Origin of the sequence: Janthinobacterium sp. SUN033 (genome assembly GCF_030397595.1) — a bacterium.
Taxonomy (GTDB): Bacteria; Pseudomonadota; Gammaproteobacteria; order Burkholderiales; family Burkholderiaceae_D; genus Janthinobacterium; species Janthinobacterium kumbetense.
In genome coordinates, this window is record NZ_JAPQNV010000007.1 from 227,597 (window position 1) to 250,536 (window position 22,940).

The following is a 22,940-nucleotide window of genomic DNA, read 5'->3' on the forward strand; positions in this document are numbered from 1 at the left end:
CCGTCAATGAATCACGCTTCCCGCTACTCTTCGTCCCGGCGCCAGCAGGGCAATACCCTGGTCGGCATCATCATCGGCCTGGTCATCGGCCTGGGCATCGCCGTGGTGGTCGCCCTGGTGATCACCAAGGGCGCCTCGCCCTTCACCGACAAGTCGGGCAAGGCCGGCAAATCGGCCGAGCCGACGGCCGGTCAGATCGCCGACCCGAACAAGCCGATGTACGGCAACAAGGAAGCGGCCAAGGAAGCGGCGCGCGACTTCTCCAAGGAGCCACGCGAGATCACCACGCCGACGCAGCCTGCCGCACCGGCGCCCGCGCCCGCCACCGCGCAGCAGCCGAAGGCGCCGCCGCCGGACGCGCTGCAGGAATTGATCGGTACATTGAAGGACAAGCCGGCGCCGAAAACGCCAACGGCGGCACCAGCAGCGCCCGCGCCGCAAGTCAAGGCAGACGCGAAAGAGACCAAGGCCGATGCAGCCAGCGACAAATGGATTTATTATCTGCAGGCTGGCGCCTTCCATGACATGTCGGACGCCGAAAGCACGCGCGGAAAACTGGCGCTGCTCGGCTTCGAAGCGGCCATCAGCGACCGCAGCACCGATGCGGGCGTGCTGCACCGCGTACGGGTCGGGCCGTTCAACCAGCTCGAAGCGATGAACCGCGCACGCACCAAACTGTCTGAAAACGGCATCGATGTCGCCGTCGTCCGCAACCAAAAATAAGGAACCAGCATGCGTTTTCTGAAGAACATCCTGATCGCCGCCGCCCTGTGCACCGCCGCCATGGGGGCGTCGGCGTCGCCGGCCGAGCCGAAGAACGGCGTCGAGTACGAAACCCTGCCCACGCCGCAGGCGACGGAATCGGGCAAGAAAATCGAAGTGACGGAATTCTTCGCCTATTACTGCCCCCATTGCAACGTGCTCGAACCGCAGCTGGCAGCCTGGGTCAAGAAACAGGGCGACAACATCGTCTTCAAGCGCGTGCACGTGTCGCGCGATGACAGCGTGGCGCCGCAGCAGCGCTTGTTCTTCACCCTGCAAGCCATGGGTCTGGTCGACAAGCTGCACACCGGCGTCTTCCACGCCATGCACGTGGAACGCAACCGCCTAAACACCGACGATGCCGTCTTCGACTTCGTCGCCAAGCAGGGCGTGGACCGCCAGAAGTTCATCGACACCTACCGTTCGATGGGTGTCTCGGCCCGCGTGCGCCGCGCGGACGCCATGATGCAGGGTTATAACGTGACGTTCTGGCCCATGATCGCCATCGATGGCCGCTACATCACCTCCCCTTCGCAGGCCGACCAGGGCAGCAAGTCGGCCAAGAACGAAGAGCAGCTGAACGCCCAGGCGCTCAGCGTGATGGACGTGCTGGTCGCGAAAGCCAAAGCGGAAAAGAAATAAGCATGGCCACTTCCCTGGCGCGCCCGGGCATCGCCTGATGCATCGCGTTTTCATCACGGGCGCGTCGAGCGGACTGGGCGCCGCCCTGGCGCTGCAGTACGCGCGCCAGGGCGCCCATCTGGGCTTGCTGGCCCGCCGCGGCGACACCCTGCAGCAACTGATCGCCTCCCTGCCCCACCCTGAACGCCACCGCGCCTACGCCGTCGATGTGTGCGACCACGCCGCCCTGAAAAGCGCGGCCGGCGACTTCATCGCCCATGCCGGCGGCATCGACGTCGTCATCGCCAGCGCCGGCGTGTCGTACGGCACCTTGACCGAACATGCGGAAGACCTCGACGCCTTCGCCCGTTTGATGGCCATCAACGTCACGGCCACCGTCGCCACCTTCGCCCCCTTCATCGCCACCATGAAAAGCCAGGGCAGCGGACGCCTGGTGGGCATCGGCAGCGTGGCCGGCATCCGCGGCCTGCCCGGCGCCGAAGCCTACAGCGCCTCGAAGGCGGCCGTGATCAGCTACTGCGAATCGCTGCGCCTGGAATTGAAACCGGCGGGCATCAAGGTCGTCACCATCACGCCCGGCTACATCGACACGCCGATGACGCGCCATAACGCCTACCGCATGCCCTTCCTGATGCCGGCCGAAAAATTCGCCGTGCGCGCCGCGCGCGCCATCGCCGACGGCGACAGCTACCGCGTGATCCCGTGGCAGATGGGCGTCGTCGCCAAGCTGCTGCGCGCGCTGCCCAATGCCATCTACGACCGGGCCTTCGCGAATGCGCCGCACAAGGCGCGCAACTGAACTGACCACCATGACGAAGCACTCAGACCTGAACAGCGCGGCCATTGCCGCCCATTGCGCCACAGGCGCCTCCCACGTGGCCATCGAAGTGGTCGACGAAACGGGATCGACCAACGCCGACCTGCTGGCGCGCTGCGCCACCCTGGCCGGCCCCACCCTGCGCATCGCCGGCCAGCAAACGGCCGGACGGGGACGCGCCGGGCGGCCGTGGGTGTCACAACCGGACGCCAGCCTGATGTTCTCGCTGGCCTGGCGCTTCAAGGGACCGCTGCACCGGCTGGTCGGCCTGCCGCTGGCCGTCGGCGTGGCGCTGGCCGAAACCATGACGGCGCTGGGCGTGCCCGTGCAGCTGAAGTGGCCAAACGACCTGCTCAAGGATGGGCATAAACTGGCCGGCATCCTCGTCGAGACGCAGCAGACGCAAGACGGCGGCGTGTGGGCCGTCATCGGCTGCGGCCTCAACCTGCTGATGCCCGATGCGCTGGAACGGCAGATCGGCCGCAGCGTCTCGGCCGTGCCCTGGCTGGCGCAGATGGAGCGCAACACCCTGGTCGCGGCCCTGCTCAGCCGCCTGGCCGGCGTGCTGGCCGAATTCGACGACACGGGCTTTGCGCCCTTCACGGAACGCTGGAACGCACTGCATGCCTGGCAAGGCCAGCACGTAAAAATCCTCGACAATGGCCAGTTGCTGCAGCAAGGCGTGGCGGCCGGCGTAGATGAACTGGGCCGGCTGCTGCTGCGCGGCGAAGATGGCTTGCAGCACATCATGTCCGGCGACGTGTCCCTGCGCCTGACGGGGGGGTAAGCGCATGCTGCTGCTGATCGACGCCGGCAATACGCGCATCAAATGGGCGCTCGTGGCCGCCGACAGCGCCGCCGGCGGCTGGCTGGCCAGCGGCGCCGTCACGCATGCGCAGATCGACACCCTGGCCGCGCAGTGGGCGTCACTCGCCATCAGCGAGGCACTGCTGTCGAACGTGGCAGGCGCCGTCATCGGCACGCGCCTGCGCGCCATGCTGCCGGTCGTTGCCCGCGACTTTGTCTCGCTGCCGCAGCTGGCGGGACTGACGAATGGCTACCGCATGCCGTCGCAACTGGGCTGCGACCGTTTTGCCGCCGCCGTCGGCGCGCACGCGCTGGCGCCTGGCCAGGCCGTCATCGTCGCCAATTGCGGCACCGCCACCACCATCGACGCCATCACGGCCGATGGCGTTTTCCTCGGCGGGATGATCTTGCCGGGGCTGGGACTGATGGCCAGCTCGCTGGCGCGCAACACGGCGCAGCTGCCGCAGATCGCCAGCGACGCCCTGCTGCCGGCCGGCTTTGCCGACAACACGGATGACGCCATCCTCTCCGGCTGCCTGGCGGCCCAGGCAGGCGCCATCGAACGGGCCGTGCGCATGCACGGCGCCAGCGCCTGCCTGCTGTCGGGCGGCGCCGCATCGCGCATCGCACCGGCCCTGGCGCTGGCGGTGCCGCTGCACCTGGTCGACAATATCGTCATGCTCGGCCTGCAGGCGGCCGCACGCGCCGGGGCTGCAGGAACACAAGGAAATCACCCATGCTGAAATTCGTCTTCTGGCTGCTGGCCGGCGTCAACCTGCTGGTGCTAGCCATCGGCCAGGGCTATCTGGGCAGTTTTCGCACGGAGACACGCGAGCCGGCGCGCCTGAAAAACCAGCTGCAGGCGACCAAGCTCACCTTGCTGACGCAGGAGCAGGCCATGGCGCCCGCCGCGCCGCCTGCCGCGGAAGAAGCAGTGACGCCGGCGGCGGCCGCACCGGCGCCACCGCTATCGTATGCCTGTACGGAAGTGGGCAATTTCCTGCTGGCTGACGGGCGCCGCTTCGAAGCGCAAGTGGCGTCGCTGGACCTGGGCGACCGCCAGTCGCGCCGCAACGTGGCCGGCCAGGAGATTTCCAGCTACATGGTGTACATCCCGCCGCAGGGCAGCAAGGAAGGCGCCGACCGCAAGGCGGGCGAATTGAAGCAGCTGGGAGTGACGAATTACTTCATCATGAATGAAAGCAGCCCGCTACGCTGGGGCATTTCACTGGGGGTGTTCAAGTCGGAAACCAGCGCGCAAAGCCAGCTGGCATCGCTCAACAAACAAGGCGTGCACAGCGCCCGCGTCGCACCGCGCTACAGCGCCAGCAAGCAGATGGCTTACCAGTTCCGCGACCTCGACGCCGTCACGCGCGCGCGTCTGGAAAAGATCAAAACGCAGTTCCCTGACCAGGAACTGCGCAACTGCAAATAAGCACCTGACTAAACCTACTGCGCGTCGCGCTTTGCGGCCTGCGATGCTCGCTGTGCTCCAGCACAGCTGCGCTTCTTAGCCAAAAATCGCTGCCGCTCGCTACGGTTTTATCAGGTGCTTTGCAGCATCAGGCGAGCCTAGCGTTGAATGACGATAGGCTTGATGCCTGTCGATTCCGGCAAGTTCGCCGCCGCGCGCGCCGCCTCGGCGCGGCTGGAGAACGGTCCGCCGTACAGGCGGAACAGGTTACCGGCCTGCACCACACCCAGGGTACCGAGGGCTGCCGCGTATGGCGCCAGGCGCGAACGTCCCGATTCCGCATTGTCGGCGCGCGAATAAGCACCCAGCTGCAAGTAGAAGCCGCTGGCCAGCGCCGCCGGCGCCGGCATCGCCACCGTCGCATCGACGGGCAGCATCTGCGTCGACACTTCCGGCTGCACCACGGCGCCCGTTTCTACCGGCGTGTCGATGGAGATGGCCACCACGGACGGCACCGGCTTGGGCGCCGCACGGGCCGCCAGGATGGCGTCGATATCTGCCGGCAGCAGCCGTTCGACGACCACCTGGTGGCTGCCCTTGCCGAGGAAGCCCAGTTTCAGCGCCGCCGTGTAGGACACGTCGATCACGCGCGTGGCGTGGAACGGCCCACGGTCGTTGATGCGCACGATCACCTGCTCGCCGCTGTCGATGCTCGTCACGCGCGCATACGATGGAATCGGCAAGGTCGGATGGGCCGCCGTCATCTTGTACATATCGTAGATTTCACCGGACGAGGTGCGCTGGCCATGGAATTTCTTGCCATACCAGGTACCCGTGCCTTTCTGCTTGAACGGTTCGTTATCGGTGATCGGCGTGTAGGTCTTGCCGAAGACGACATACGGGCGGTTCGAGCGCGTGGAATACGGCTCGTTGCGCACTTCCGCATCGGGCACGTCGCGCAGGTTGGCCGGCGGATTGTCGCCCGGGCCGTCATCCTTGTAGTAGCCGCCACGCCCGGAGCCGGCCGCCGGCAGCGCAGGCAAGGTGGGATCCTGGCGCACAGGGGACTTGACCTTGCCGCCGGATGGCAGCGGCACGTTATTCGATGCGGGCTTTTGCGGCGTCGTGCCGCAGGCGGCCAGGGTCAGCAAGACCGCCAGCAGTGTGGCAACATTCGGCCCGCGCATGACAAAGGTATCGAAAGGCGCGCGCATCAGGTCTGCACCAGCTTGCGGTGGCGCTGAATGCTCATCAGGATACCGGTGGCCACGCCCAGGGTCAGCAGCGCGGTGCCGCCATAGCTGAGGAATGGCAAGGGGACGCCGACCACCGGCACGATGCCGCTGACCATGCCCATGTTGACGAAGGCGTAAGTAAAGAAAATCATAGTGATCGCTCCTGCCAGCAGGCGAGTGAAAAAACTGGGGGCGTTGGCGGCGATCATCAGCCCCCGTCCCACCAGCAGCAAATACATCAGCATCAGGATCAAGTTACCGACCAGGCCGAATTCCTCGGAATATACGGCAAAAATAAAATCGGTCGTACGTTCCGGAACAAACTCCAGGTGGGCTTGCGTGCCGTGCGTCCAGCCCTTGCCCGTCATGCCGCCGGAACCGATGGCGATGATGGACTGGATGATATGGAAACCCTTGCCCAGCGGGTCCTTGGTCGGGTCGATCAGCATCATCACGCGGTCGCGCTGGTAATCATGCAGGTGCGACCAGGCGATCGGCAGGCAGGAAACAAAGGTGATCAGCAAGCCGGCCAGCACCTTCCACGACAGGCCCGCCAGGAAGATGACGGTAAAGCCGGCCGCCACCACCAGCAGCGCCGTGCCCAGGTCGGGCTGGCGCGCGATCAGATAGACGGGCGCCAGCAACAGCACGGCTGCCATCACGAACGATTTCCAGCGCAGGGCGCCCGCATTGTGCTGGAAGAACCAGGCCAGCATCAGCGGCGTGGCGATCTTCAGGAATTCGGACGGCTGGATGTCGATCACGCCGATATGCAGCCAGCGCCGCGCACCGAGCTTGATGGTGCCGAACAGCGCCACGGCCACCAGCAAGATCACCGACACCGTATAGGCGGGCACGGCGATGCGCATCATCATCTGCGGCGTGACGTTGGCCGCCACCCACATGACGAAAAAGCACAGCAGGATATTGCGTAAATGGTCTTCGATCTTGCCGGGGATGCCGATGCTGGCCGAATACAGGGTCAGCAGGCTGGTGCTGAGCAGCATCAGGATGATGATCATCAGCGGCGGATCGAACACCGCCAGATAGGGTTTGGCGCGCCGCCACAGCGAGCGCCTCTCGTTAATGGGCATGTGCTTCCTTATTGTCTGGCAGGTGCCGTCGGGGCTGCTTGCTCGTCCGTGATTTCTTCCAGGGTGCGCACTTCGTCGACATCTTCCTTGGGCACCTTGGTGGTGTCCTTTTCCTTGTCGCTCGGGCGCTTGCCCAGCAGGTAGTAGTCGAGCGCCTTGCGCGCGATCGGCGCGGCCACGCCGGCGCCGAAGCCCGCGTTTTCCACCACGATGGCAATCGCGATGCGCGGCTTGTCGGCCGGCGCGAAGGCCGTAAACAAGGCGTTGTCGCGCAGGCGTTCGGCCAGCAGCTTGGCATTGTACTTCTCGTTTTTCTTGATGCCCACCACCTGCGCCGTACCCGTCTTGCCGCCCACCGTGTACTGCACGCCGGTGAAGATGCGCGCGGCCGTGCCGCCCTGCTCGCTGGTCACGCCCACCATGGCGCGCTTGATGATGTCGATGTTTTCCTGCTTGAGCGCGATGCGGTAGCTTTCCTTCGGCACCGTCAGAGTACGCGCGCGCGTGGCGGCGTCTTCGATGATCTTCACCAGATGCGGTTTCATCACCACGCCGTTATTGGCCAGGTTGGCCGTCGCGTGGGCGATCTGCAGCGGCGTATACGAATTGTAGCCGGAGCCGTTACTCACCGAAATCGTGTCGCCGCCCACCCATTTTTTCTGCTGCGGCGTCTTGAAGCGATTGCGCTTCCATTCCGTCGATGGCAGCACGCCCGTCTTTTCGTTATTCAGGTCGATACCCGTCAACTGGCCGAACCCGAACGGCTTCATGAAGTCGTGGATGGCGTCGATGCCCATGTCGCGGCCCAGCTGATAGTAATAGGTGTTGCACGAGACGACGATGGACTTGTGCATGTCCACCGTACCATGGCCGCCCACCTTGTCGTCGCGGAAGGTATGCCCGCCGAGAATGAAGAAACCGGGATCGGAAATCGACTGGCTCGGCGTGCGCTTGCCCAATTCCAGCGCGGCCAGCGCCATGAAGGGCTTGAAGGTCGAGCCGGGCGCGTAGGTGCCGGACAGGGGGCGATTGACCATCGGCCGGTCCAGCGAGGTATTGAGATCATTCCAGCTTTGCTGGTCGATGCCGTCGACGAACAGGTTGGGGTCATAACCTGGCTTGGAGACGTAGGCGAGGATGTCGCCCGTGGCCGGATCGATAGCCACGGCCGCGCCGCGCCATTCGCCGAACGCTTCCTCGACCACTTTTTGCAGTTCGATGTCGATCGACAGGATCAGATTGTTGCCAGGCGTGGCCGCCGTGCGCGACAGGGTGCGCATGGCGCGCCCGCCGGCCGACACTTCCACCTCCTCGTAGCCGGTGGTGCCATGCAGCTGCTTCTCGTAGCTTTTTTCCAGGCCTTCCTTACCGATATGGTCGGTGCCGTTGTAGTTGGCCGCGTCCTCGCCCTCTTCCAGCGCCTTCGCTTCATTGCGGTTGATGCGGCCGATAAAACCCACCACGTGCGAGGCGATTTCGCCCATCGGATACTGGCGGAACAGGCGCGCCTGCACCTCGACGCCAGGGAAGCGGAAGCGCTGCGCCGTGAAGCGCGCCACTTCCTCGTCCGTCAGGCGTGTGCGCAGCGGCACGCTGACGAAGTTCTTCGACTCTTCCAGCAGCTTCTTGAAGCGGCGGCGGTCCTTGATGTCGATCTGCACCAGAGTCGACAGCTCGTCGATCACGGAATCGAGACTGGCGCTCAATTTCGATGGCGTGATTTCCAGCGTATAGGCCGAGTAATTGCGCGCCAATACCACGCCGTTGCGGTCGAGGATCAGGCCGCGCGTGGGCACGATGGGCACCACGGCGATGCGGTTGTCTTCGGCCTTGGTCGCATAATCCTCGTGCTTGATCACCTGCAGCCAGATGAAGCGCGCCAGCAGCAGCGAAAAGCAGACGAAGACGAGCCCGCCCAGGATGGTCAGGCGCATGCGGAAAAAATGCAGTTCGCGCTCGGTGTTCTTGAGTTCAGTCATGGCAGGCGCTCGTCAAATCGGCCGGTTGTGGTCGCGGTCCACGGCGCGGCGCTGCGGCGCCAGCAGGATCCACGTGACGAGGGGCCACAGGGCCACGGCGACGAAGCTCTCGATGAAATTGAGCCAGCCGGGGAAACGGCCCGAGACGATCAGCCGCGTCAGCAATTGCAGCGCCTGCGTCAGCAGCAGCAGCGGCAGCACGTGCAGCGCCTGCGTCAGGATGGGGAACCACAGCACGCGGCGGTGCATCATGATGGCGAAATACGAGAGCAAGGTGTAGGCCAGCGCATTCTCGCCCAGCAGGGTCGAATCGTGCACGTCCATCATCAGGCCCATGAAGAACGCCACGCCGATACCGACCTTGCGCGGCTGGTGGATGCCCCAGAAGACCAGCACCAGGGCGACGAAATCGGGAACGCCGACGAACTGCCCCCACGGCAGCAGGTTCAGCAAAAAAGCGCACAGCAGGGAAAAACCGATGAACAGGGGGCTGACCGGCAGCAGGATGTAATGCGGGCGGTTCATCGTGTCGCTTCCTTCGGTGGCACGGCGGCAGGTGTTGGTACAGGCGTTGGTACAGGTCCTGCAGGCGCCGCCGGTTTCGGCGCGGGGCTGGCAGGCGGTTTCGCGGCCGGCACTGCGGCCGTATTGGCAGCCGGTGGTGTCGCAGCGGCAGCCGCAGGCTCCTTGGCAGGGTCCTTGATCGGCGCCATCTTGCCGGCGATCTTGCGGCCCGTCTTGACTTCTTCGGCGGGCGGACGCGGTGGAATGTCCGGCGACGTCATCAAGATGAGCAGCTGGGTGTTGCGCTCGATGCCGGCCAGCGGCTGGCACACGACGCGGCCGAACGGACCATGCGCATTGCGCTCGACCAGGGTCACGCGCGCCACGGCCAGGCCCGCCGGGTACAGGCCGTCGAGGCCCGAGGTAATGACGATGTCGCCGATCTGGATGTCGGCGCTGGGGGCCGTGAAGCGCAGCTCCATGGTGCCGGACTTGCCACGGCCGATGGCCACGCTGCGCACGCCATTGCGCAGCAGTTGCACGGGAATGGCTTGCTCTTCATCGGTCAGCAGGGTCACTTCGGAGGTGAACGGGAACACGCGCGTGACTTGCCCCACCACGCCGAGGTTGTCGATCACGGGGCGGCCCAGTTCCACGCCATGCTGGATGCCCCGGTCAAGCACGATCTTGCGCGTGGCCGAATCGCGCGTGTCATACAGGACTTCGGCCATCATGGTCTTGACGGGAACGCGCTCGCGCGCTTCCATCAATTTGCGCAAGTGGTTGTTTTCAACGATGTTGAGCTGCGCCTGCTGCAGGATCTGCGCCGAGGCGATTTGCTCGTGTTTCAGGTCGCGCACCTGTTTTTCCAGGGCGGACAGCGAAGAAAAGTAATTGCCGACGCCAAGCGCCACATCGCGCGGCACCAGGGCCGCCATCTGCACCGGATACAGCACGGTGCCGACGGCCTGGCGCACGGCCGTCAGCGCGTGCATGCGCGAATCGACCAGCAGCAGGGCGATTGAAATGCCGGCGAACACCATCATCTTGACGCGGGCGGAGGCGCCTTGTTTGAAAAGTGGCGGAGGACTGTATTCCATGACTTCCAATAATCAGGCCAGGCGCAGTGCGCCAACGTGCAGGCCCCGGTCAGACGCCGGCGCCAAAACCAAAAAAAGGCCGGAGTTGGTTTCCGGCCCTTCTGTCAGATTATTCGTAGGAGAAGATCGAGCCGAGCTTGTCCATACGTTCCAGAGCCATCCCGGAACCGCGCACCACGCAGGTGAGCGGGTCCTCGGCCACCAGCACCGGCAGGCCGGTTTCCTCCATCAGCAGGCGGTCCAGGTCGCGCAGCAGTGCGCCGCCGCCCGTCAGCATCATGCCTTTTTCGGCAATATCGGCGCCCAGTTCCGGCGGCGTCTGTTCCAGCGCGTTCTTCACGGCCGAGACGATGTTGTTCAGCGGATCGGTCAGCGCTTCGAGGATCTCGTTGCTGGAGATGGTGAACGAGCGCGGGATGCCTTCGGACAGGTTGCGGCCCTTGACTTCCATTTCCTTCACTTCCGAGCCAGGGAAGGCCGAACCGATGGCCTTCTTGATGGCTTCAGCCGTCTGTTCGCCGATCAGCATGCCGTAGTTGCGGCGGATGTAGTTGACGATGGCTTCATCGAACTTGTCGCCGCCGACGCGCACGGAACCCTTGTAGACCATGCCGCCCAGCGAGATGATGCCCACTTCGGTGGTGCCGCCGCCGATGTCGACCACCATCGAGCCAGTCGCTTCGGACACGGGCAAGCCCGCGCCGATGGCCGCTGCCATCGGTTCTTCGATCAGGTACACCTGCGAGGCGCCGGCACCCAGGGCCGATTCACGGATGGCGCGGCGCTCAACCTGGGTCGAACCGCACGGCACGCAAATGATGATGCGCGGCGATGGACGGAAGAATTTCGAGTCGTGCACCATGCGGATGAATTGCTTGAGCATCTGCTCGGTCACGGTGAAGTCGGCGATCACGCCATCTTTCATCGGACGGATCGCTTCGATATTGCCCGGCACTTTGCCCAGCATCTGCTTGGCTTCCTTGCCGACTGCCTGAATGGTCTTCTTGCCATTCGGACCGCCTTCCTGGCGGATGGCGACAACGGATGGCTCGTCCAGGACGATACCGAGGCCGCGTACATAAATAAGGGTGTTGGCCGTGCCCAAGTCAATGGCCAGATCGGTGGAGATATACCTGCGTAAAAAACCAAACATGAGTGTCCTGTAGCGCATCGAGCTGCGCAAAAGCTGTTTATGGGGAGTTTCAAAGCGGGCGCTTTCAGGCACCCTGAAAATCCAAAAGGCGATTTTTCCGGGTTTCGCTTGGCGCTTGCGCAATCTTTTCTATGCTGCGGCAGCAGTCCATCAGCGCCGGCAACGCATTAACCCGCCATTCTACCTTATAATTTGAATGCGATTTGCTCAAAAACCATGGAAAAGTGCGACTCTTGCAGCCGCGAGTTACGCGGCATTCCTCGATTTTTGTGAGCAAAATAGCAGTAAATACCCGCGTTTTATCAAAACGCCAACTTAATACTAATGCGCGGCACTCCGCGCCATTCGCCATGTCCCTGACACTCTCCGACGTAAAACGCATCGCCCACCTGGCCCAACTTGAAATGGCCGACGACCAGGCCGTCACGTCTTTGGCCCAATTGAACAAGATTTTTGCACTCGCGGAACAAATGCAAGCCGTCAATACCGATGGCGTGGCGCCCCTGAGCCACCCGCTGGCCGCCCACATGGACAATATTGCCCTGCGCCTGCGCGACGATATCGCCACGGAACAGAATCGCCGCGACGCCTACCAGGCCGTGGCGCCGAAGGTACAGGATGGCCTGTACCTCGTGCCCAAGGTCATCGAGTAAACACGCCGTAGCGCTGTTCCCGCCTTTTTGCCGAATATCAAAATAGAAACGCCATGCATACAAAATCCATCAAACAGCTGTCCACGCTTTTGCAGAACAAGGAAATTTCCGCCGTTGCACTGGCGACGCATTTCCTCGACCGCATCGAAGCGGACACCTCGAACGCCTTCCTGCACGTCGACCGTGCCCTGACCCTGGCGCAAGCTGCCGAGGCCGACGCGCGCATCGCCGCCGGCACGGCCACGCCCTTGACGGGCGTGCCGATCGCGCACAAGGATTTGTTCGTCACGAAAGGCTGGCGCACGACAGCCGGCTCGAAAATGCTGGCCGACTACGCCAGCCCGTTTGACGCTACCGTGGTGGAAAAATTCCAGGCCGCCGGCATGGTCACTCTGGGCAAGGTCAATTGCGATGAATTCGCCATGGGCTCCGGCAATGAGAACTCGGCCTTCGGCGCCGTGCAAAACCCGTGGGACAAGACGGCCGTACCAGGCGGCTCGTCCGGCGGCTCGGCCGCCGCCGTGGCGGCTGGCCTGACGCCGGCCGCCACCGGCACCGACACGGGCGGCTCGATCCGCCAGCCTGCCGCCTTTTGCGGCATCACCGGCATCAAGCCCACGTATGGCCGCGTCTCGCGCTTCGGCATGATCGCCTTTGCCTCGTCGCTGGACCAGGGCGGCCCGATGGCCCGCTCGGCCGAAGACTGCGCCCTGCTCTTGAGCGCCATGGCCGGCTTCGACGAGCGCGACTCGACCAGCCTGTCGCCGGAACAGGGCGGCGTAGCGGAAGATTTTTCGCGTGAACTGGGCCAGCCATTGACGGGCTTGCGCATCGGCGTGCCACGCGAGTACTTCGGCGAAGGCCTGGCCAAGGACGTGGAAGCGGCCGTGCGCGACGCGCTGGCGCAGTATGAAAAGCTGGGCGCCACCCTGGTCAACATCTCGCTGCCGAACACCGCCCTGTCGATTCCCGCCTATTACATGATCGCGCCGGCCGAAGCGTCGTCGAACCTGTCGCGCTACGACGGCGTGCGCTACGGCCACCGCGCTACCGAGTACAAGGACTTGCAGGACATGTACAAGAAGTCGCGCGCGCAGGGCTTCGGACCCGAAGTACAGCGCCGCATCATGGTCGGCACCTATGTGCTGTGCCACGGCTACTACGACGCCTATTACCTGAAGGCGCAAAAGATCCGCCGCCTGATCGCGCAGGATTTCGACGCCGTGCTCAATGGCCCGAACGCCGTCTGCGACGTCATCATGGGCCCCGTCGCGCCGACCGTCGCCTGGGACCTGGGCGACAAGACGGACGACCCGGTGGCGAACTACCTGGCCGACATCTACACCCTGTCGACCAGCCTGGCCGGCCTGCCCGGCATGTCGATCCCGTGCGGTTTCGGCGAGGGCGAAAAGAACGCCAAGCGCCCCGTCGGCCTGCAAATCATCGGCAATTACTTTGGCGAAGCCAAACTGCTCAATATCGCCCACCAGTTCCAGCAAGTGACGGACTGGCATACGCGCAGCCCGGCAGGCATTTAAGAAGTAATTCGCGCCGCCCAGGCGGCGCCACCAAAAAATAAGCGAGAACACTATGCAATGGGAAGTCGTCATCGGTCTTGAGAACCACGTGCAGCTCACGACCGAATCCAAAATTTTCAGCGGTTCGCCGATCAAGTACGGCGCCGAAGCCAACACGCAAGCCAGTCCCGTCGACCTGGCGCTGCCAGGCGTGCTGCCGGTGATGAACAAGCAAGCCGTCGACCGCGCCATCCGCTTCGGCCTGGCCGTCGGCGCCACCGTCGCGCCGCACTCGGTCTTCGCGCGCAAAAACTATTTTTATCCCGATTCGCCCAAGGGTTACCAGATCAGCCAATTCGAAGACCCCGTCGTCATCGGTGGCGCCCTGACCTTCGGCTATGAAAAGGATGGCGAATTCGTCACCAAGACGGTCAACCTGACGCGCGCCCACCTGGAAGAAGACGCGGGCAAATCGCTGCACGAAGACTACGCGGGCATGAGCGGCATCGACTTGAACCGCGCCGGCACGCCGCTGCTGGAAATCGTCTCGGAACCGGAAATCCGCAGCGCCGCCGAAGCCGTGGCCTATGCCAAGGCCCTGCACTCGCTGGTCATGTGGCTGGGCGTTTGCGACGGCAACATGCAGGAAGGCTCGTTCCGCTGCGACGTCAACGTCTCCGTGCGCCCCGTCGGCCAGAAGGAATTCGGTACCCGCTGCGAAATCAAGAACCTGAACTCCTTCCGCTTCATCGAGGAAGCCGTGCACGTGGAAGTGCGCCGCCAGATCGAACTGATCGAAGAAGGCGGCAAGGTCGTGCAAGCGACGCGTTTGTACGATCCGGACCGCAAGGAAACGCGCGAAATGCGCAGCAAGGAAGACGCGCAGGATTACCGCTACTTCCCGGACCCTGACCTGCCGCCGCTGGTCATCTCGCAAGCGTGGATCGACACGGTCAAGGCCTCGATGCCGGAACTGCCGGCCGCCATGCGCGCCCGCTTCATCAGCGAATACGCGCTGCCGGAATACGACGCGCTGGTGCTGACGCAGTCGAAAGCCATGGCCACCTACTTCGTCGCCGTGGTCGACAAGGCTGGCAAGGAAAACGCCAAGGCCGCCGCCAACTGGCTGATGGGCGACGTGTCGTCGACCCTGAACCGCGAAGGCGTGGACCTGGACGACGCCCCCGTCTCCGCCGCGCAGCTGGCCGCCATGCTCAAGCGCATCGCCGACGGCACGATCTCGAACAAGGCGGCAAAGGAAGTCTTTGCCGGCATGTGGGAAGCGAAGTCGGACGACGAAAATCTGGTCGACACCATCATCGACGCCAAGGGCCTGAAGCAGATCTCGGACTCAGGCGCCCTGGAAGCCATCGTCGATGAAGTGCTGGCGGCGAACGCCAAGTCGGTGGAACAGTACCGCGCCGGCAAGGAAGCGGCGATTAACGCGCTGATCGGCCAGGCCATGAAAGCGTCCAAGGGCAAGGCCAACCCGGCCCAGCTGACGGAACTGCTGAAGGCCAAACTGGCGGGGTAATCTTCGCGAGAGGCATGCAAAAGGACGCTGCGGCGTCCTTTTTTTATGCGCCGCCCGCTTGCGGGTATGATCATGGATTCTTCCACGCACCTGTGAATACGCCATGAACAAGATCAAAACCGGCCTGGTCGGCTACGGCTTTGCCGGCTCCACCTTTCACGCTCCCGTGCTGTCCGCCATCGAGGCCCTGGAGCTGGCGGCCGTCGCTTCCAGCAAACCGGAGCTCGTGCACAAGGATTGGCCGCACGCGACCGTGTATGCCGAGCCCGCGCAGCTGTTTGCCGATCCATCCATCGAGCTGGTCGTCATCGCCGCGCCCAATGAGGCGCATTTCAGCCTGGCGCAAGCGGCCCTGCAGGCGGGCAAGCATGTGGTGGTGGACAAGCCCTTTACCATTTCCAGCTTTGAAGCACAGAGCCTGATCGCGCTGGCCAAAGAGCGCAAGCTGGTGCTCAGCGTGTATCACAACCGGCGCTGGGATGGCGACTTCCTGACCCTCAAAACGCTGCTGGCGCAGGGTACCCTGGGGCGCATCGCCAGCGTCGAATCGCATTTCGACCGTTTCCGTCCCGAGATCCGCCAGCGCTGGCGCGAGTCTGGCGCACCGGGCGGCGGCTTGCTGTACGACCTGGGTCCGCACATGCTGGACCAGGCCATGCAGCTGTTCGGCCAGCCGGAAAAACTGTACGCCGATATCACCCTGCAGCGCGACGGCGCGCAGGCTGTAGATTATATGCACCTTGTGCTGTACTACGACCGGCTGCGCGTGGTGCTGCAAGCGGGTTGCCTGGCAAAGGCGCCGACGGCGCGCTTCGCCGTGCATGGCGACAAAGGCAGTTTCGTGAAGTTTGGCCTCGACCCGCAGGAAGACGCCCTGAAGGCAGGCGGCAGGCCGGACCAGCCCGGCTGGGGCGTGGATCCCGTGCGCGGCGCCCTGCACCTGGGCACGCAGCCGGACGGCCATTTCGAACACCTCGAGATGCAAGCGGGCCGCTACCAGGACTTTTACCAGGGCATGGCCGACGCCATCCGCCACGGCGCACCGGTGCCCGTGGCAGCCGAAGATGCGGCGGCGACGATACGCCTGATCGAACTGGCGCTGCAAAGCGCCACCGAAGGGCGCGTACTCAAGGTCAGTTGATGACGAAGGCCAGCACCACGGCGCCCAGCGCCAGCAGGGCCAGGCCGCAAATGAACAGCAGTTCGCCCCACCATTCGTAGCGCAAGCGCGACTGGCCGGGGCGCAGCGACATGAACGAAAGCACGGCGCTGACGAGAAAGACGATGGCATCGACGGCCAGCAGCTTGTCGATCGCCACGCGCACCTCGCCGCGCGGCGCCAGGTGCCCGATCGACAGCACCGTCATGCATACGCCGACCATCGTCGCCGACGTGGGCAGGATATGGGCAGACAAACCGCGCGCCGGCACGCCCCGCTCGGGCGCCTTGCCATCGCCCGGCATCAAGGCCGGCCCTGATTCGTTCCCGCCGGCCAGACCAGCTCCACGCGCGCGGAGCTGCCCGCCTTGACCTGCACCTTGCGTTCCAACGTCTTGCCGGCCAGGGTGGCGCGCAAGCGGTAGCTGCCCGGCGGCAGTTTCGCCAGCAGGAACGGTCCGCTGGCCGTCGTTTCCAGCACCGACATCCCCTTGGCATCGCTGATCTGCAGCTTCACGTCGGAGGCAAATTCCGCCTTGCCTGCCGCCTGCACGGAAAACACCAGGCTCAATGGCCAATGCCGGCTGGCGCTCTTGATGGCCGTCGACTCGTCGAGGCCGATGCCGCCGCTCAGGTACTCCACCGCCCCGCTCTTCTGCACGGGCGGCAGTGCGTTATCCGTTTGCGCCTGCGCCGCACTTCCCAGCAACAGCCCGGCGGCCAGCATTGCCGCCGCCAGGCCCAGGGTACCGCGTCTGTTTGATGCCATCTCACTCTCCTCGTGTCGGTTGAATCAAGATAGGAAGCGCAGCTTAGGCAGGACTTAGGAAACCATCAACGCCGGCGCATGGCCTCGGCGATCTTCTGGTCCGTCTTGAACTGGCTCAGCGCATATACGGCCCAGATCGTCGCTGGCAGCCAGCCGATCAAGGTGATTTGCAGGATCAGGCAAATGATGCCGGCGATCGGACGGCCGATCGTGAAAAAGGTCAGCCACGGGAATATCAGGGCAATCAGCAAGCGCATCGTTCATTCCTTCAGTATTCCCCTGCGCCGCGGGGACCGGGCCGGCATGCGGCGGTAAAATCCATTGACCTGATTATAACGATACCTGCGCCTCACGCCGCGCGGGTGCCAGTTGTTTTTCCATCCACGCCAGAATGGCGGCGAAGATCTCCTCGCGGTTCAGTTCATTGAAATTCTCGTGATAATTGGCCGGATAGTAGTGATAGTCGAGCAAGCCATCGGGCACGCTGCGCAGCATGCTCTCCGTGGCGCGGCTGTCGGCCAGCTTGTCGTCACCGGCCACTACGGCAAACAGGGGGAAACGCCAGCCCGACAAGCCGCCCGCCAATTCCTTTTGCGCCGACGTCAAGGCATGGGCGAAACGTACCGAGGCGGCACTGGCGCGGATGCGGTCGCGCTCATCCTGGAAATGGCGCGCGGTAATGGTCTGGTCGTGCGTGAGCAGCATGGTCAGGTTCCCCAGCGGCACCTTCATCGTGGGGAAGCGCTGCGCCAGCCAGCCCGACAGCATCTGCAGCACCTTCGGCACGGGAATCGCATTCACGTAATACGGCGATGAGATGACAAAACCCTTGATGGCCGGGTCGCCCGCAAAGCGCCGCAGCCCCAGATGCGTGGCGATCAAGCCGCCCATGGAATGGCCCATGACGAAAATCGGCACGCCTGGATACGCCTGCTTGACCCAGGCGAGGAACAGCTCTTCGTCGTCGAGGAAAGCCTCGAACGATGGGATATCGACCTTGCGCTGGCCATCGTGGCCCACCATGTCGAAGCTGACGGTGGCGATGGCGTGCTGGCGGAAGTACAGCGCCGGCGTGACGTAATCGCCCGCATGCGCCATGCCGCCGTGGATCGCCAGGATCACGGCACGTGGCTGTTGTGGCCCTGGCGGCTGCCAGATGTGGATGGGGCGCTCGACCTGGTCGCTGCACCGCAGGCTGGCCATCTTGTCTTCTGAAAAACGCATCGCTGCTCCTGTCATGCCCTGTCACGCCTTCAGGTGATCGATCAACTGGCGCGCATACAGGGGTAATTCGCTGAACTGGCGCACGCAAATCGTCAGATTGCGTACCGACCAGGGATCGGATAATTCCAGGCAGCGCAGCGCCATCGTCTGCTGGCAGCGGCTGGCCGCCGCCAACGGCACCACGCTGATGCCCACGCCGCTGGCCACCATGCGGCACACGGCATCGAAGCTGCGCAGGCGCACGCGTACCTTCAATGGGCGCCCCAGGCGCGCCGCATGCATGCCCAGATACTGCTGCATCGCGCTGTCATCGGCCAGGCCGATGAAATCGTGATCCAGCAGCGTGGAAAACGCGACGACACCATCCTGGCCCAGCGCGCGGTGGTGCACGCCGTCGGCCGCGGCGATGACCACCAGGCGGTCGGGGCGAAACAAAAACGTCTGCAAGCCGCGCATGTCGACCGAGTCGGACACGATGCCCATATCGGCCAACCCTTCCGAGACAGCCTTGACGATATCGTAACTGAGGCGCTCTTCCAGGTCGATGGTCAGGTTCGGATGGCGGTCGAGAAAAGCGCCGAGCGCCTCAGGCAAAAATTCGCTGAGCGCCGCCGTATTGCACAGCAGCCGCAACTGCCCTTTCAAGCCGCGCGCAAACTCTCCAAGCTCGCCGCGCATTTTCTCCATTTGCAGTAAAACGAGGCGCGCGTGATGCAGCAAGGTCTGGCCCACGGGGGTCGGCTCCACGCCGCGCCGCCCGCGCAGCAGCAAGGGCATGCCCAGCATCTCTTCCATGCCGCGCACGCGCGCACTGCTTGAGGCCAGCGCCAGGTGGCTGCGCGCGGCGCCCGCCGTCAGGCTGCCCGCCTCCACCACGTTGACAAACAGCTGCAAATCGACCAGATCAAAGCGCATGGCGGCTCTCCTTTTCGCCATCTTATCAGCCTTCGTATTTTACAGAGGCTGACTCAAAATAATCCACCTTGGCGAAATCCGCAAGCGCGCGCAGAATCCACGCAAAATCACTGTGGGATGAAAAAGATGGAGACGTCATTTATGCTGGCCGTCGGCGCCAGCTTCCTCGTCGCTGGCTTCGTCAAGGGCGTAGTCGGCCTGGGGCTGCCGACGGTGGCCATGGGCACGCTCAGCCTCGTCATGCCGCCCGTGCAGGCGGCCGCCCTGCTGATCGTGCCGTCGATGGTGACGAATGTCTGGCAACTGGCGGCCGGCCCCGGCCTGCGGGCGCTGCTGCGTCGCTTGTGGCCCATGCTGACCGCCGTCATGGCGGGCACGCTGGCCGGCGGCGCCCTGCTGCCGGCCGACAGCGGGGCCTGGGCCATCGTCGCGCTGGGCGTGGCGCTGATGCTGTATGCGCTGGCCGGCCTGTTCTCGCTGCAGCTGCGCGTGCCGGCGCGGCACGAAGCGTGGCTGGGGCCCGTGGCAGGCGCGGTAACGGGACTGGTGACGGCCGCCACGGGCGTGTTCGTGATCCCCGCCGTGCCGTATCTGCAGGGACTGGGCCTGGCGCGCGATGCGCTGGTGCAGGCGCTGGGCCTGGCGTTTACGGCGTCGACCGTGGCGCTGGCGGCCAGCCTGGCCCTGCACGGCGACTTCAGTCTCGGTGCGGCCGGCGCGTCGGCGTATGCGCTGCTGCCGGCGCTGGCCGGCATGCTGGCCGGTCAATGGCTGCGCGGGCGCATCGCGCAGCCAGTATTCAAGCGATGCTTTTTTATCGGCCTGTTCGCCCTGGGTTTGCATGCGGCGCTCAAACCATGGCTGGCGTGATGATGCAGATAGACTGGCAAGGGGACAGCGCGCTGTGCGCGTGGATCGACGGCCAGCAGGTGGCCATGCTCGACATCAGCAAGTGCGCGAACGAAGTGACGGTGAACATGCTGTTCGTGAAACCGCCGTTCCGCCGGCGCGGCATCGGCGGCGCACTGCTGCGGCGGTTATTGCAATGCCATCCGCAGGCCAGCGCCGCCTGCAGCGACCCGCGGCTGCGGGCGCTGCTGGAAAGTAGTGCGATTTAAAGTGTTCAGGGCAAGGCGCAGCGCGGCAGACAGCACGCTAGTGCGGCAACGCGCTGCAACGCCGCCATGGGCGCTTTAAATCCCGTAGCGCGTGCGGTAGGCGGAAACAGCCTCTTTATGTTTCAACAGTTCCGGATCGGCGCCCGCACCATTCAGGTAGCCGAACAAGTCGTCAAGGTTGCCGATCGAGATGACTGGAATGCCGTACTGTTTCGACACTTCCTGCACCGCCGAACTTGGCGACAGCTGGCCATCGGGGCCCGAACGCTCCATGCGGTCCAGGGCGATCAGCACGGCGCATGGCTCGGCGCCGGCGGCGCGGATCATGTCCACCGATTCGCGCACCGAGGTACCGGCCGAGATCACATCGTCAATGATGACAACTTTGCCATGCAATTTGGCGCCGACGATGGTGCCGCCTTCGCCATGGTCCTTGGCTTCCTTGCGGTTGAAGGCGAACGAAGTGTTGCGGCCCTTGCCGGCCAGCGCCACGGCGGTGGCCGAGGCCAGGGTGATGCCCTTGTAGGCGGGACCGAACAGCATGTCGAATTCCACGCCCGAGTCGAGCAGGGTCTGCGCGTAGAACTGCGCCAGTTCGGCCAGGGTGGCGCCGTCATGGAACAGGCCCGCATTGAAGAAGTACGGCGACTGGCGTCCGGCCTTGGTGGTGAACTCGCCAAACCGCAAGACTCCCTTGGATACTGAAAACGCGATAAACTGCTGGCGTAAATTATTCACATTAGCCTCATTTTTTAAAAGTGCCTGTATTTTAATCCGCGCGCACCGGCGAGACAATCGCCATGCCGCGCCCGCCGGCCCCGTCCAGCGCCCTTTCACTCTAGACCTATGCCAAAAATTATCTCCGCCAACCTGAACGGCATCCGTTCCGCCGCCAAAAAAGGCTTTTTCAACTGGATGGGCACGCAGACGGCCGATTTCATCTGCGTGCAGGAATTGAAGGCGCAACTGCCCGACATGACGCCGGAATTCCTCAACCCGCACGGCTATCATGGCCATTTCCACTATGCCGAGAAAAAGGGCTATTCCGGCACGGGCGTGTACAGCAAGGTGGAACCGGACGCCGTGCATATCGGCTTCGGCAGCCCTGAATTCGACGCCGAAGGCCGCTACGTGCGCTGTGATTTTGGCAATCTTTCCGTCATTTCCGTGTACTGCCCGTCCGGTTCGTCCGGCCCGGAGCGCCAGGAAGCCAAGTTCCGCTTCATGGAACTGTTCCTGCCGCATTTGCTGGAATTGAAGGCGCTGGGACGCGAAGTCGTCATCTGCGGCGACTGGAACATCGCCCACCACGAAATCGACCTGAAAAACTGGAAGGGCAACAAGAAAAATTCCGGCTTCCTGCCGGAAGAACGCGCCTGGCTGACGCGCGTCTTCGACGAAGTGGGCTTTGTCGACGTACACCGCGGCCTGGACAAGCGCGAAGACCAGTACACGTGGTGGAGCAACCGCGGACAAGCCTACGCGAAAAACGTGGGCTGGCGCATCGACTACCACGTCGCCACGCCCGGCATCGCGGCCCAGGCGCATACGGTCAGCGTCTACAAGGACGAGCGCTTCTCCGACCACGCGCCGCTGATCATCGACTACACGCTCAAGGCGTAAGCGCCGCTACAGGCTGCGCCGGCTTTCAAAATGGCGCGGCGCGCCGCTCAACGGGTCCGTGAAATCGATCGCGCGCGCCAGCAACTGCAAGGGCTGCGACATATCGTCGTCCTTGCACGGCAGGGCCACCGGGTAAAACGCATCGTTGACGATGGGGATGCCCAGCGCGGCCAAGTGCACGCGCAATTGATGCTTGCGCCCCGTGTGCGGCTGCAGCCGGTACAGATTCAACTCGCCACGCCGCTCGATCACGTCGATGACGGTTTCCGAGTTCGGCTCGCCCGCTTCCTCGCGCATGAGGAAAAACTGCTCCCCCTCGACCATGCGGCTGCGGTAGGTAAATGGAAAATCGCGGCCATCCAGACGTGGCGCCAGCGCCTCGTACGTCTTGCGCACTTCGCGGCGCTGGAACAGCGATTGATAGGCGCCGCGACTGGCCACCTGGCGCGAAAAAATCACCACGCCAGCCGTCTCGCGGTCGAGGCGGTGGATCGGCGTCAGGTCGGCACAGTCCAGGGTTTTCTTCAGGCGCGTCAGCAGGGTCTCCTGCACGAAGCGCCCGGCCGGCGTCATGGGCAGGAAGTGCGGCTTGTCGACCACCACCAGGTGGTCGTCCTGGAACAGGATCTCTTCCTGGAAGGGGATAGGCGTTTCCCGTTCCAGCTCGCGGTAGTAAAAAATGCGCATGCCGCGCTTGTAGGCGCTGCCGGGTGCCAGCACGGCGCCGTCGCCGTTGACCACTTCGCCGCGCGCCATGCGGTCCCGCCATTGCGCGGCGCTGATCTGCGGATAGCGCTCGATCAAAAACGCCAGCATGTCGGGCCATTGCCCTTCCGGCAGCCACAGGTAGCTGGGCGCCACGCCGTCGCGCATGGGCAACGGCGCCGCTGCCGGCTTGTTGCCGGGACTGCGTACAGACATC

Annotated in this window: 26 protein-coding genes; 13 read left to right on the forward strand and 13 right to left on the reverse strand. The window is 64.0% G+C overall.

Annotated elements, in window-relative coordinates:
* Positions 1-6: 6 nt before the first annotated feature.
* Genes OX460_RS26550 through OX460_RS26575 form a run of 6 tightly spaced genes read left to right on the forward strand, consistent with a single transcriptional unit; the run spans position 7 to position 4,463 of the window.
* The gene (locus tag OX460_RS26550) at positions 7-723 is read left to right on the forward strand and encodes an SPOR domain-containing protein (protein ID WP_289900448.1); all 717 of its coding nucleotides are present in this window, start codon (positions 7-9) and stop codon (positions 721-723) included.
* A gap of 9 nt (positions 724-732) precedes the next feature.
* A complete protein-coding gene (locus OX460_RS26555; protein WP_289900449.1) occupies positions 733-1,404 on the forward strand; it encodes a thiol:disulfide interchange protein DsbA/DsbL in 672 nt (223 codons plus the stop codon).
* Between the two features lie 37 nt (positions 1,405-1,441).
* Positions 1,442-2,203, forward strand: coding sequence for an SDR family oxidoreductase (locus tag OX460_RS26560; RefSeq protein WP_289900450.1), 762 nt, complete (start codon positions 1,442-1,444; stop codon positions 2,201-2,203).
* A gap of 10 nt (positions 2,204-2,213) precedes the next feature.
* Positions 2,214-3,008, forward strand: a complete 795-nt coding sequence (locus tag OX460_RS26565) for a biotin--[acetyl-CoA-carboxylase] ligase (protein WP_289900451.1) — start codon at positions 2,214-2,216, stop codon at positions 3,006-3,008.
* A gap of 4 nt (positions 3,009-3,012) precedes the next feature.
* Positions 3,013-3,771 carry a type III pantothenate kinase gene (locus OX460_RS26570; protein WP_289900452.1) on the forward strand — a complete coding sequence of 253 codons (759 nt, stop codon included), beginning with the start codon at positions 3,013-3,015 and terminating at the stop codon, positions 3,769-3,771.
* Positions 3,765-4,463 carry an SPOR domain-containing protein gene (locus OX460_RS26575; protein WP_289900453.1) on the forward strand — a complete coding sequence of 233 codons (699 nt, stop codon included), beginning with the start codon at positions 3,765-3,767 and terminating at the stop codon, positions 4,461-4,463. Before OX460_RS26570 ends, OX460_RS26575 begins: the two co-directional genes overlap by 7 nt.
* A gap of 137 nt (positions 4,464-4,600) precedes the next feature.
* On the opposite strand, the gene OX460_RS26580 is transcribed toward OX460_RS26575, so the two are convergent.
* The 6 genes from OX460_RS26580 to OX460_RS26605 form a co-directional block, all read right to left on the reverse strand.
* Positions 4,601-5,656, reverse strand: a complete 1,056-nt coding sequence (locus OX460_RS26580; protein ID WP_099665542.1) for a septal ring lytic transglycosylase RlpA family protein — start codon at positions 5,654-5,656, stop codon at positions 4,601-4,603.
* Positions 5,656-6,771 (reverse strand): rod shape-determining protein RodA, encoded by a 1,116-nt coding sequence (rodA, locus tag OX460_RS26585; RefSeq protein WP_077399426.1) that lies wholly within the window; start codon positions 6,769-6,771, stop codon positions 5,656-5,658. The genes OX460_RS26580 and rodA overlap by 1 nt, the downstream gene beginning before the upstream one ends.
* Positions 6,772-6,779: 8 nt before the next feature.
* Positions 6,780-8,750 (reverse strand): penicillin-binding protein 2, encoded by a 1,971-nt coding sequence (gene mrdA / locus OX460_RS26590; protein WP_289900454.1) that lies wholly within the window; start codon positions 8,748-8,750, stop codon positions 6,780-6,782.
* A gap of 12 nt (positions 8,751-8,762) precedes the next feature.
* The gene (gene mreD / locus OX460_RS26595) at positions 8,763-9,275 is read right to left on the reverse strand and encodes a rod shape-determining protein MreD (RefSeq protein WP_077399420.1); all 513 of its coding nucleotides are present in this window, start codon (positions 9,273-9,275) and stop codon (positions 8,763-8,765) included.
* Positions 9,272-10,354: a rod shape-determining protein MreC gene (gene mreC / locus OX460_RS26600; protein WP_251350977.1), complete on the reverse strand. Its 1,083-nt coding sequence runs from the start codon at positions 10,352-10,354 to the stop codon at positions 9,272-9,274. The genes mreD and mreC overlap by 4 nt, the downstream gene beginning before the upstream one ends.
* Before the next feature lie 109 nt (positions 10,355-10,463).
* The gene (locus OX460_RS26605) at positions 10,464-11,507 is read right to left on the reverse strand and encodes a rod shape-determining protein (protein WP_010393186.1); all 1,044 of its coding nucleotides are present in this window, start codon (positions 11,505-11,507) and stop codon (positions 10,464-10,466) included.
* A 350-nt stretch (positions 11,508-11,857) separates the two neighbouring features.
* On the opposite strand from OX460_RS26605, the gene gatC reads away from it, so the two are divergent.
* The 4 genes from gatC to OX460_RS26625 all read left to right on the forward strand — a co-directional run bounded on the left by gatC (position 11,858) and on the right by OX460_RS26625 (position 16,352).
* Positions 11,858-12,160 carry an Asp-tRNA(Asn)/Glu-tRNA(Gln) amidotransferase subunit GatC gene (gatC, locus tag OX460_RS26610; RefSeq protein ID WP_077399414.1) on the forward strand — a complete coding sequence of 101 codons (303 nt, stop codon included), beginning with the start codon at positions 11,858-11,860 and terminating at the stop codon, positions 12,158-12,160.
* A gap of 53 nt (positions 12,161-12,213) precedes the next feature.
* Positions 12,214-13,698: an Asp-tRNA(Asn)/Glu-tRNA(Gln) amidotransferase subunit GatA gene (gene gatA, locus OX460_RS26615; protein ID WP_289900455.1), complete on the forward strand. Its 1,485-nt coding sequence runs from the start codon at positions 12,214-12,216 to the stop codon at positions 13,696-13,698.
* 37 nt (positions 13,699-13,735) lie between these two features.
* On the forward strand, positions 13,736-15,211 hold the full coding sequence (gatB, locus tag OX460_RS26620; RefSeq protein ID WP_257219060.1) for an Asp-tRNA(Asn)/Glu-tRNA(Gln) amidotransferase subunit GatB: 1,476 nt from the start codon (positions 13,736-13,738) through the stop codon (positions 15,209-15,211).
* Positions 15,212-15,314: 103 nt separating this feature from the next.
* Positions 15,315-16,352, forward strand: coding sequence for an oxidoreductase (locus OX460_RS26625; RefSeq protein ID WP_289900456.1), 1,038 nt, complete (start codon positions 15,315-15,317; stop codon positions 16,350-16,352).
* On the opposite strand, the gene OX460_RS26630 is transcribed toward OX460_RS26625, so the two are convergent.
* From OX460_RS26630 to OX460_RS26650, 5 genes are all read right to left on the reverse strand, one after another.
* Entirely contained in the window at positions 16,345-16,674 is a 330-nt protein-coding gene (locus OX460_RS26630; protein ID WP_099668255.1) for a hypothetical protein, read from the reverse strand. The two genes, OX460_RS26625 and OX460_RS26630, sit on opposite strands and share 8 nt — an antisense overlap.
* Complete coding sequence (locus OX460_RS26635; protein WP_289900457.1) at positions 16,674-17,138, reverse strand: carboxypeptidase regulatory-like domain-containing protein; 465 nt, start codon at positions 17,136-17,138, stop codon at positions 16,674-16,676. The genes OX460_RS26630 and OX460_RS26635 overlap by 1 nt, the downstream gene beginning before the upstream one ends.
* Positions 17,139-17,203: 65 nt before the next feature.
* Positions 17,204-17,395, reverse strand: coding sequence for a YqaE/Pmp3 family membrane protein (locus OX460_RS26640; protein WP_077399393.1), 192 nt, complete (start codon positions 17,393-17,395; stop codon positions 17,204-17,206).
* Between the two features lie 73 nt (positions 17,396-17,468).
* Positions 17,469-18,362 carry an alpha/beta fold hydrolase gene (locus tag OX460_RS26645; RefSeq protein ID WP_289900458.1) on the reverse strand — a complete coding sequence of 298 codons (894 nt, stop codon included), beginning with the start codon at positions 18,360-18,362 and terminating at the stop codon, positions 17,469-17,471.
* A 21-nt stretch (positions 18,363-18,383) separates the two neighbouring features.
* On the reverse strand, positions 18,384-19,277 hold the full coding sequence (locus OX460_RS26650) for a LysR substrate-binding domain-containing protein (protein ID WP_070222806.1): 894 nt from the start codon (positions 19,275-19,277) through the stop codon (positions 18,384-18,386).
* A 126-nt stretch (positions 19,278-19,403) separates the two neighbouring features.
* Between OX460_RS26650 and OX460_RS26655 the strand changes: the two genes are divergently transcribed.
* Positions 19,404-20,147: a sulfite exporter TauE/SafE family protein gene (locus tag OX460_RS26655; protein WP_289900459.1), complete on the forward strand. Its 744-nt coding sequence runs from the start codon at positions 19,404-19,406 to the stop codon at positions 20,145-20,147.
* Positions 20,147-20,395, forward strand: a complete 249-nt coding sequence (locus OX460_RS26660; protein WP_180278629.1) for a GNAT family N-acetyltransferase — start codon at positions 20,147-20,149, stop codon at positions 20,393-20,395. The genes OX460_RS26655 and OX460_RS26660 overlap by 1 nt, the downstream gene beginning before the upstream one ends.
* Before the next feature lie 75 nt (positions 20,396-20,470).
* On the opposite strand, the gene pyrE is transcribed toward OX460_RS26660, so the two are convergent.
* Entirely contained in the window at positions 20,471-21,133 is a 663-nt protein-coding gene (pyrE, locus tag OX460_RS26665) for an orotate phosphoribosyltransferase (protein WP_035824465.1), read from the reverse strand.
* Positions 21,134-21,241: 108 nt separating this feature from the next.
* Here pyrE and OX460_RS26670 point away from each other — a divergent pair, with 108 nt between their 5' ends.
* The gene (locus tag OX460_RS26670; RefSeq protein ID WP_077399376.1) at positions 21,242-22,018 is read left to right on the forward strand and encodes an exodeoxyribonuclease III; all 777 of its coding nucleotides are present in this window, start codon (positions 21,242-21,244) and stop codon (positions 22,016-22,018) included.
* Positions 22,019-22,024: 6 nt separating this feature from the next.
* On the opposite strand, the gene OX460_RS26675 is transcribed toward OX460_RS26670, so the two are convergent.
* The gene (locus OX460_RS26675) at positions 22,025-22,939 is read right to left on the reverse strand and encodes a pseudouridine synthase (RefSeq protein WP_251350968.1); all 915 of its coding nucleotides are present in this window, start codon (positions 22,937-22,939) and stop codon (positions 22,025-22,027) included.
* Between the last annotated feature and the right edge of the window lies 1 nt (position 22,940).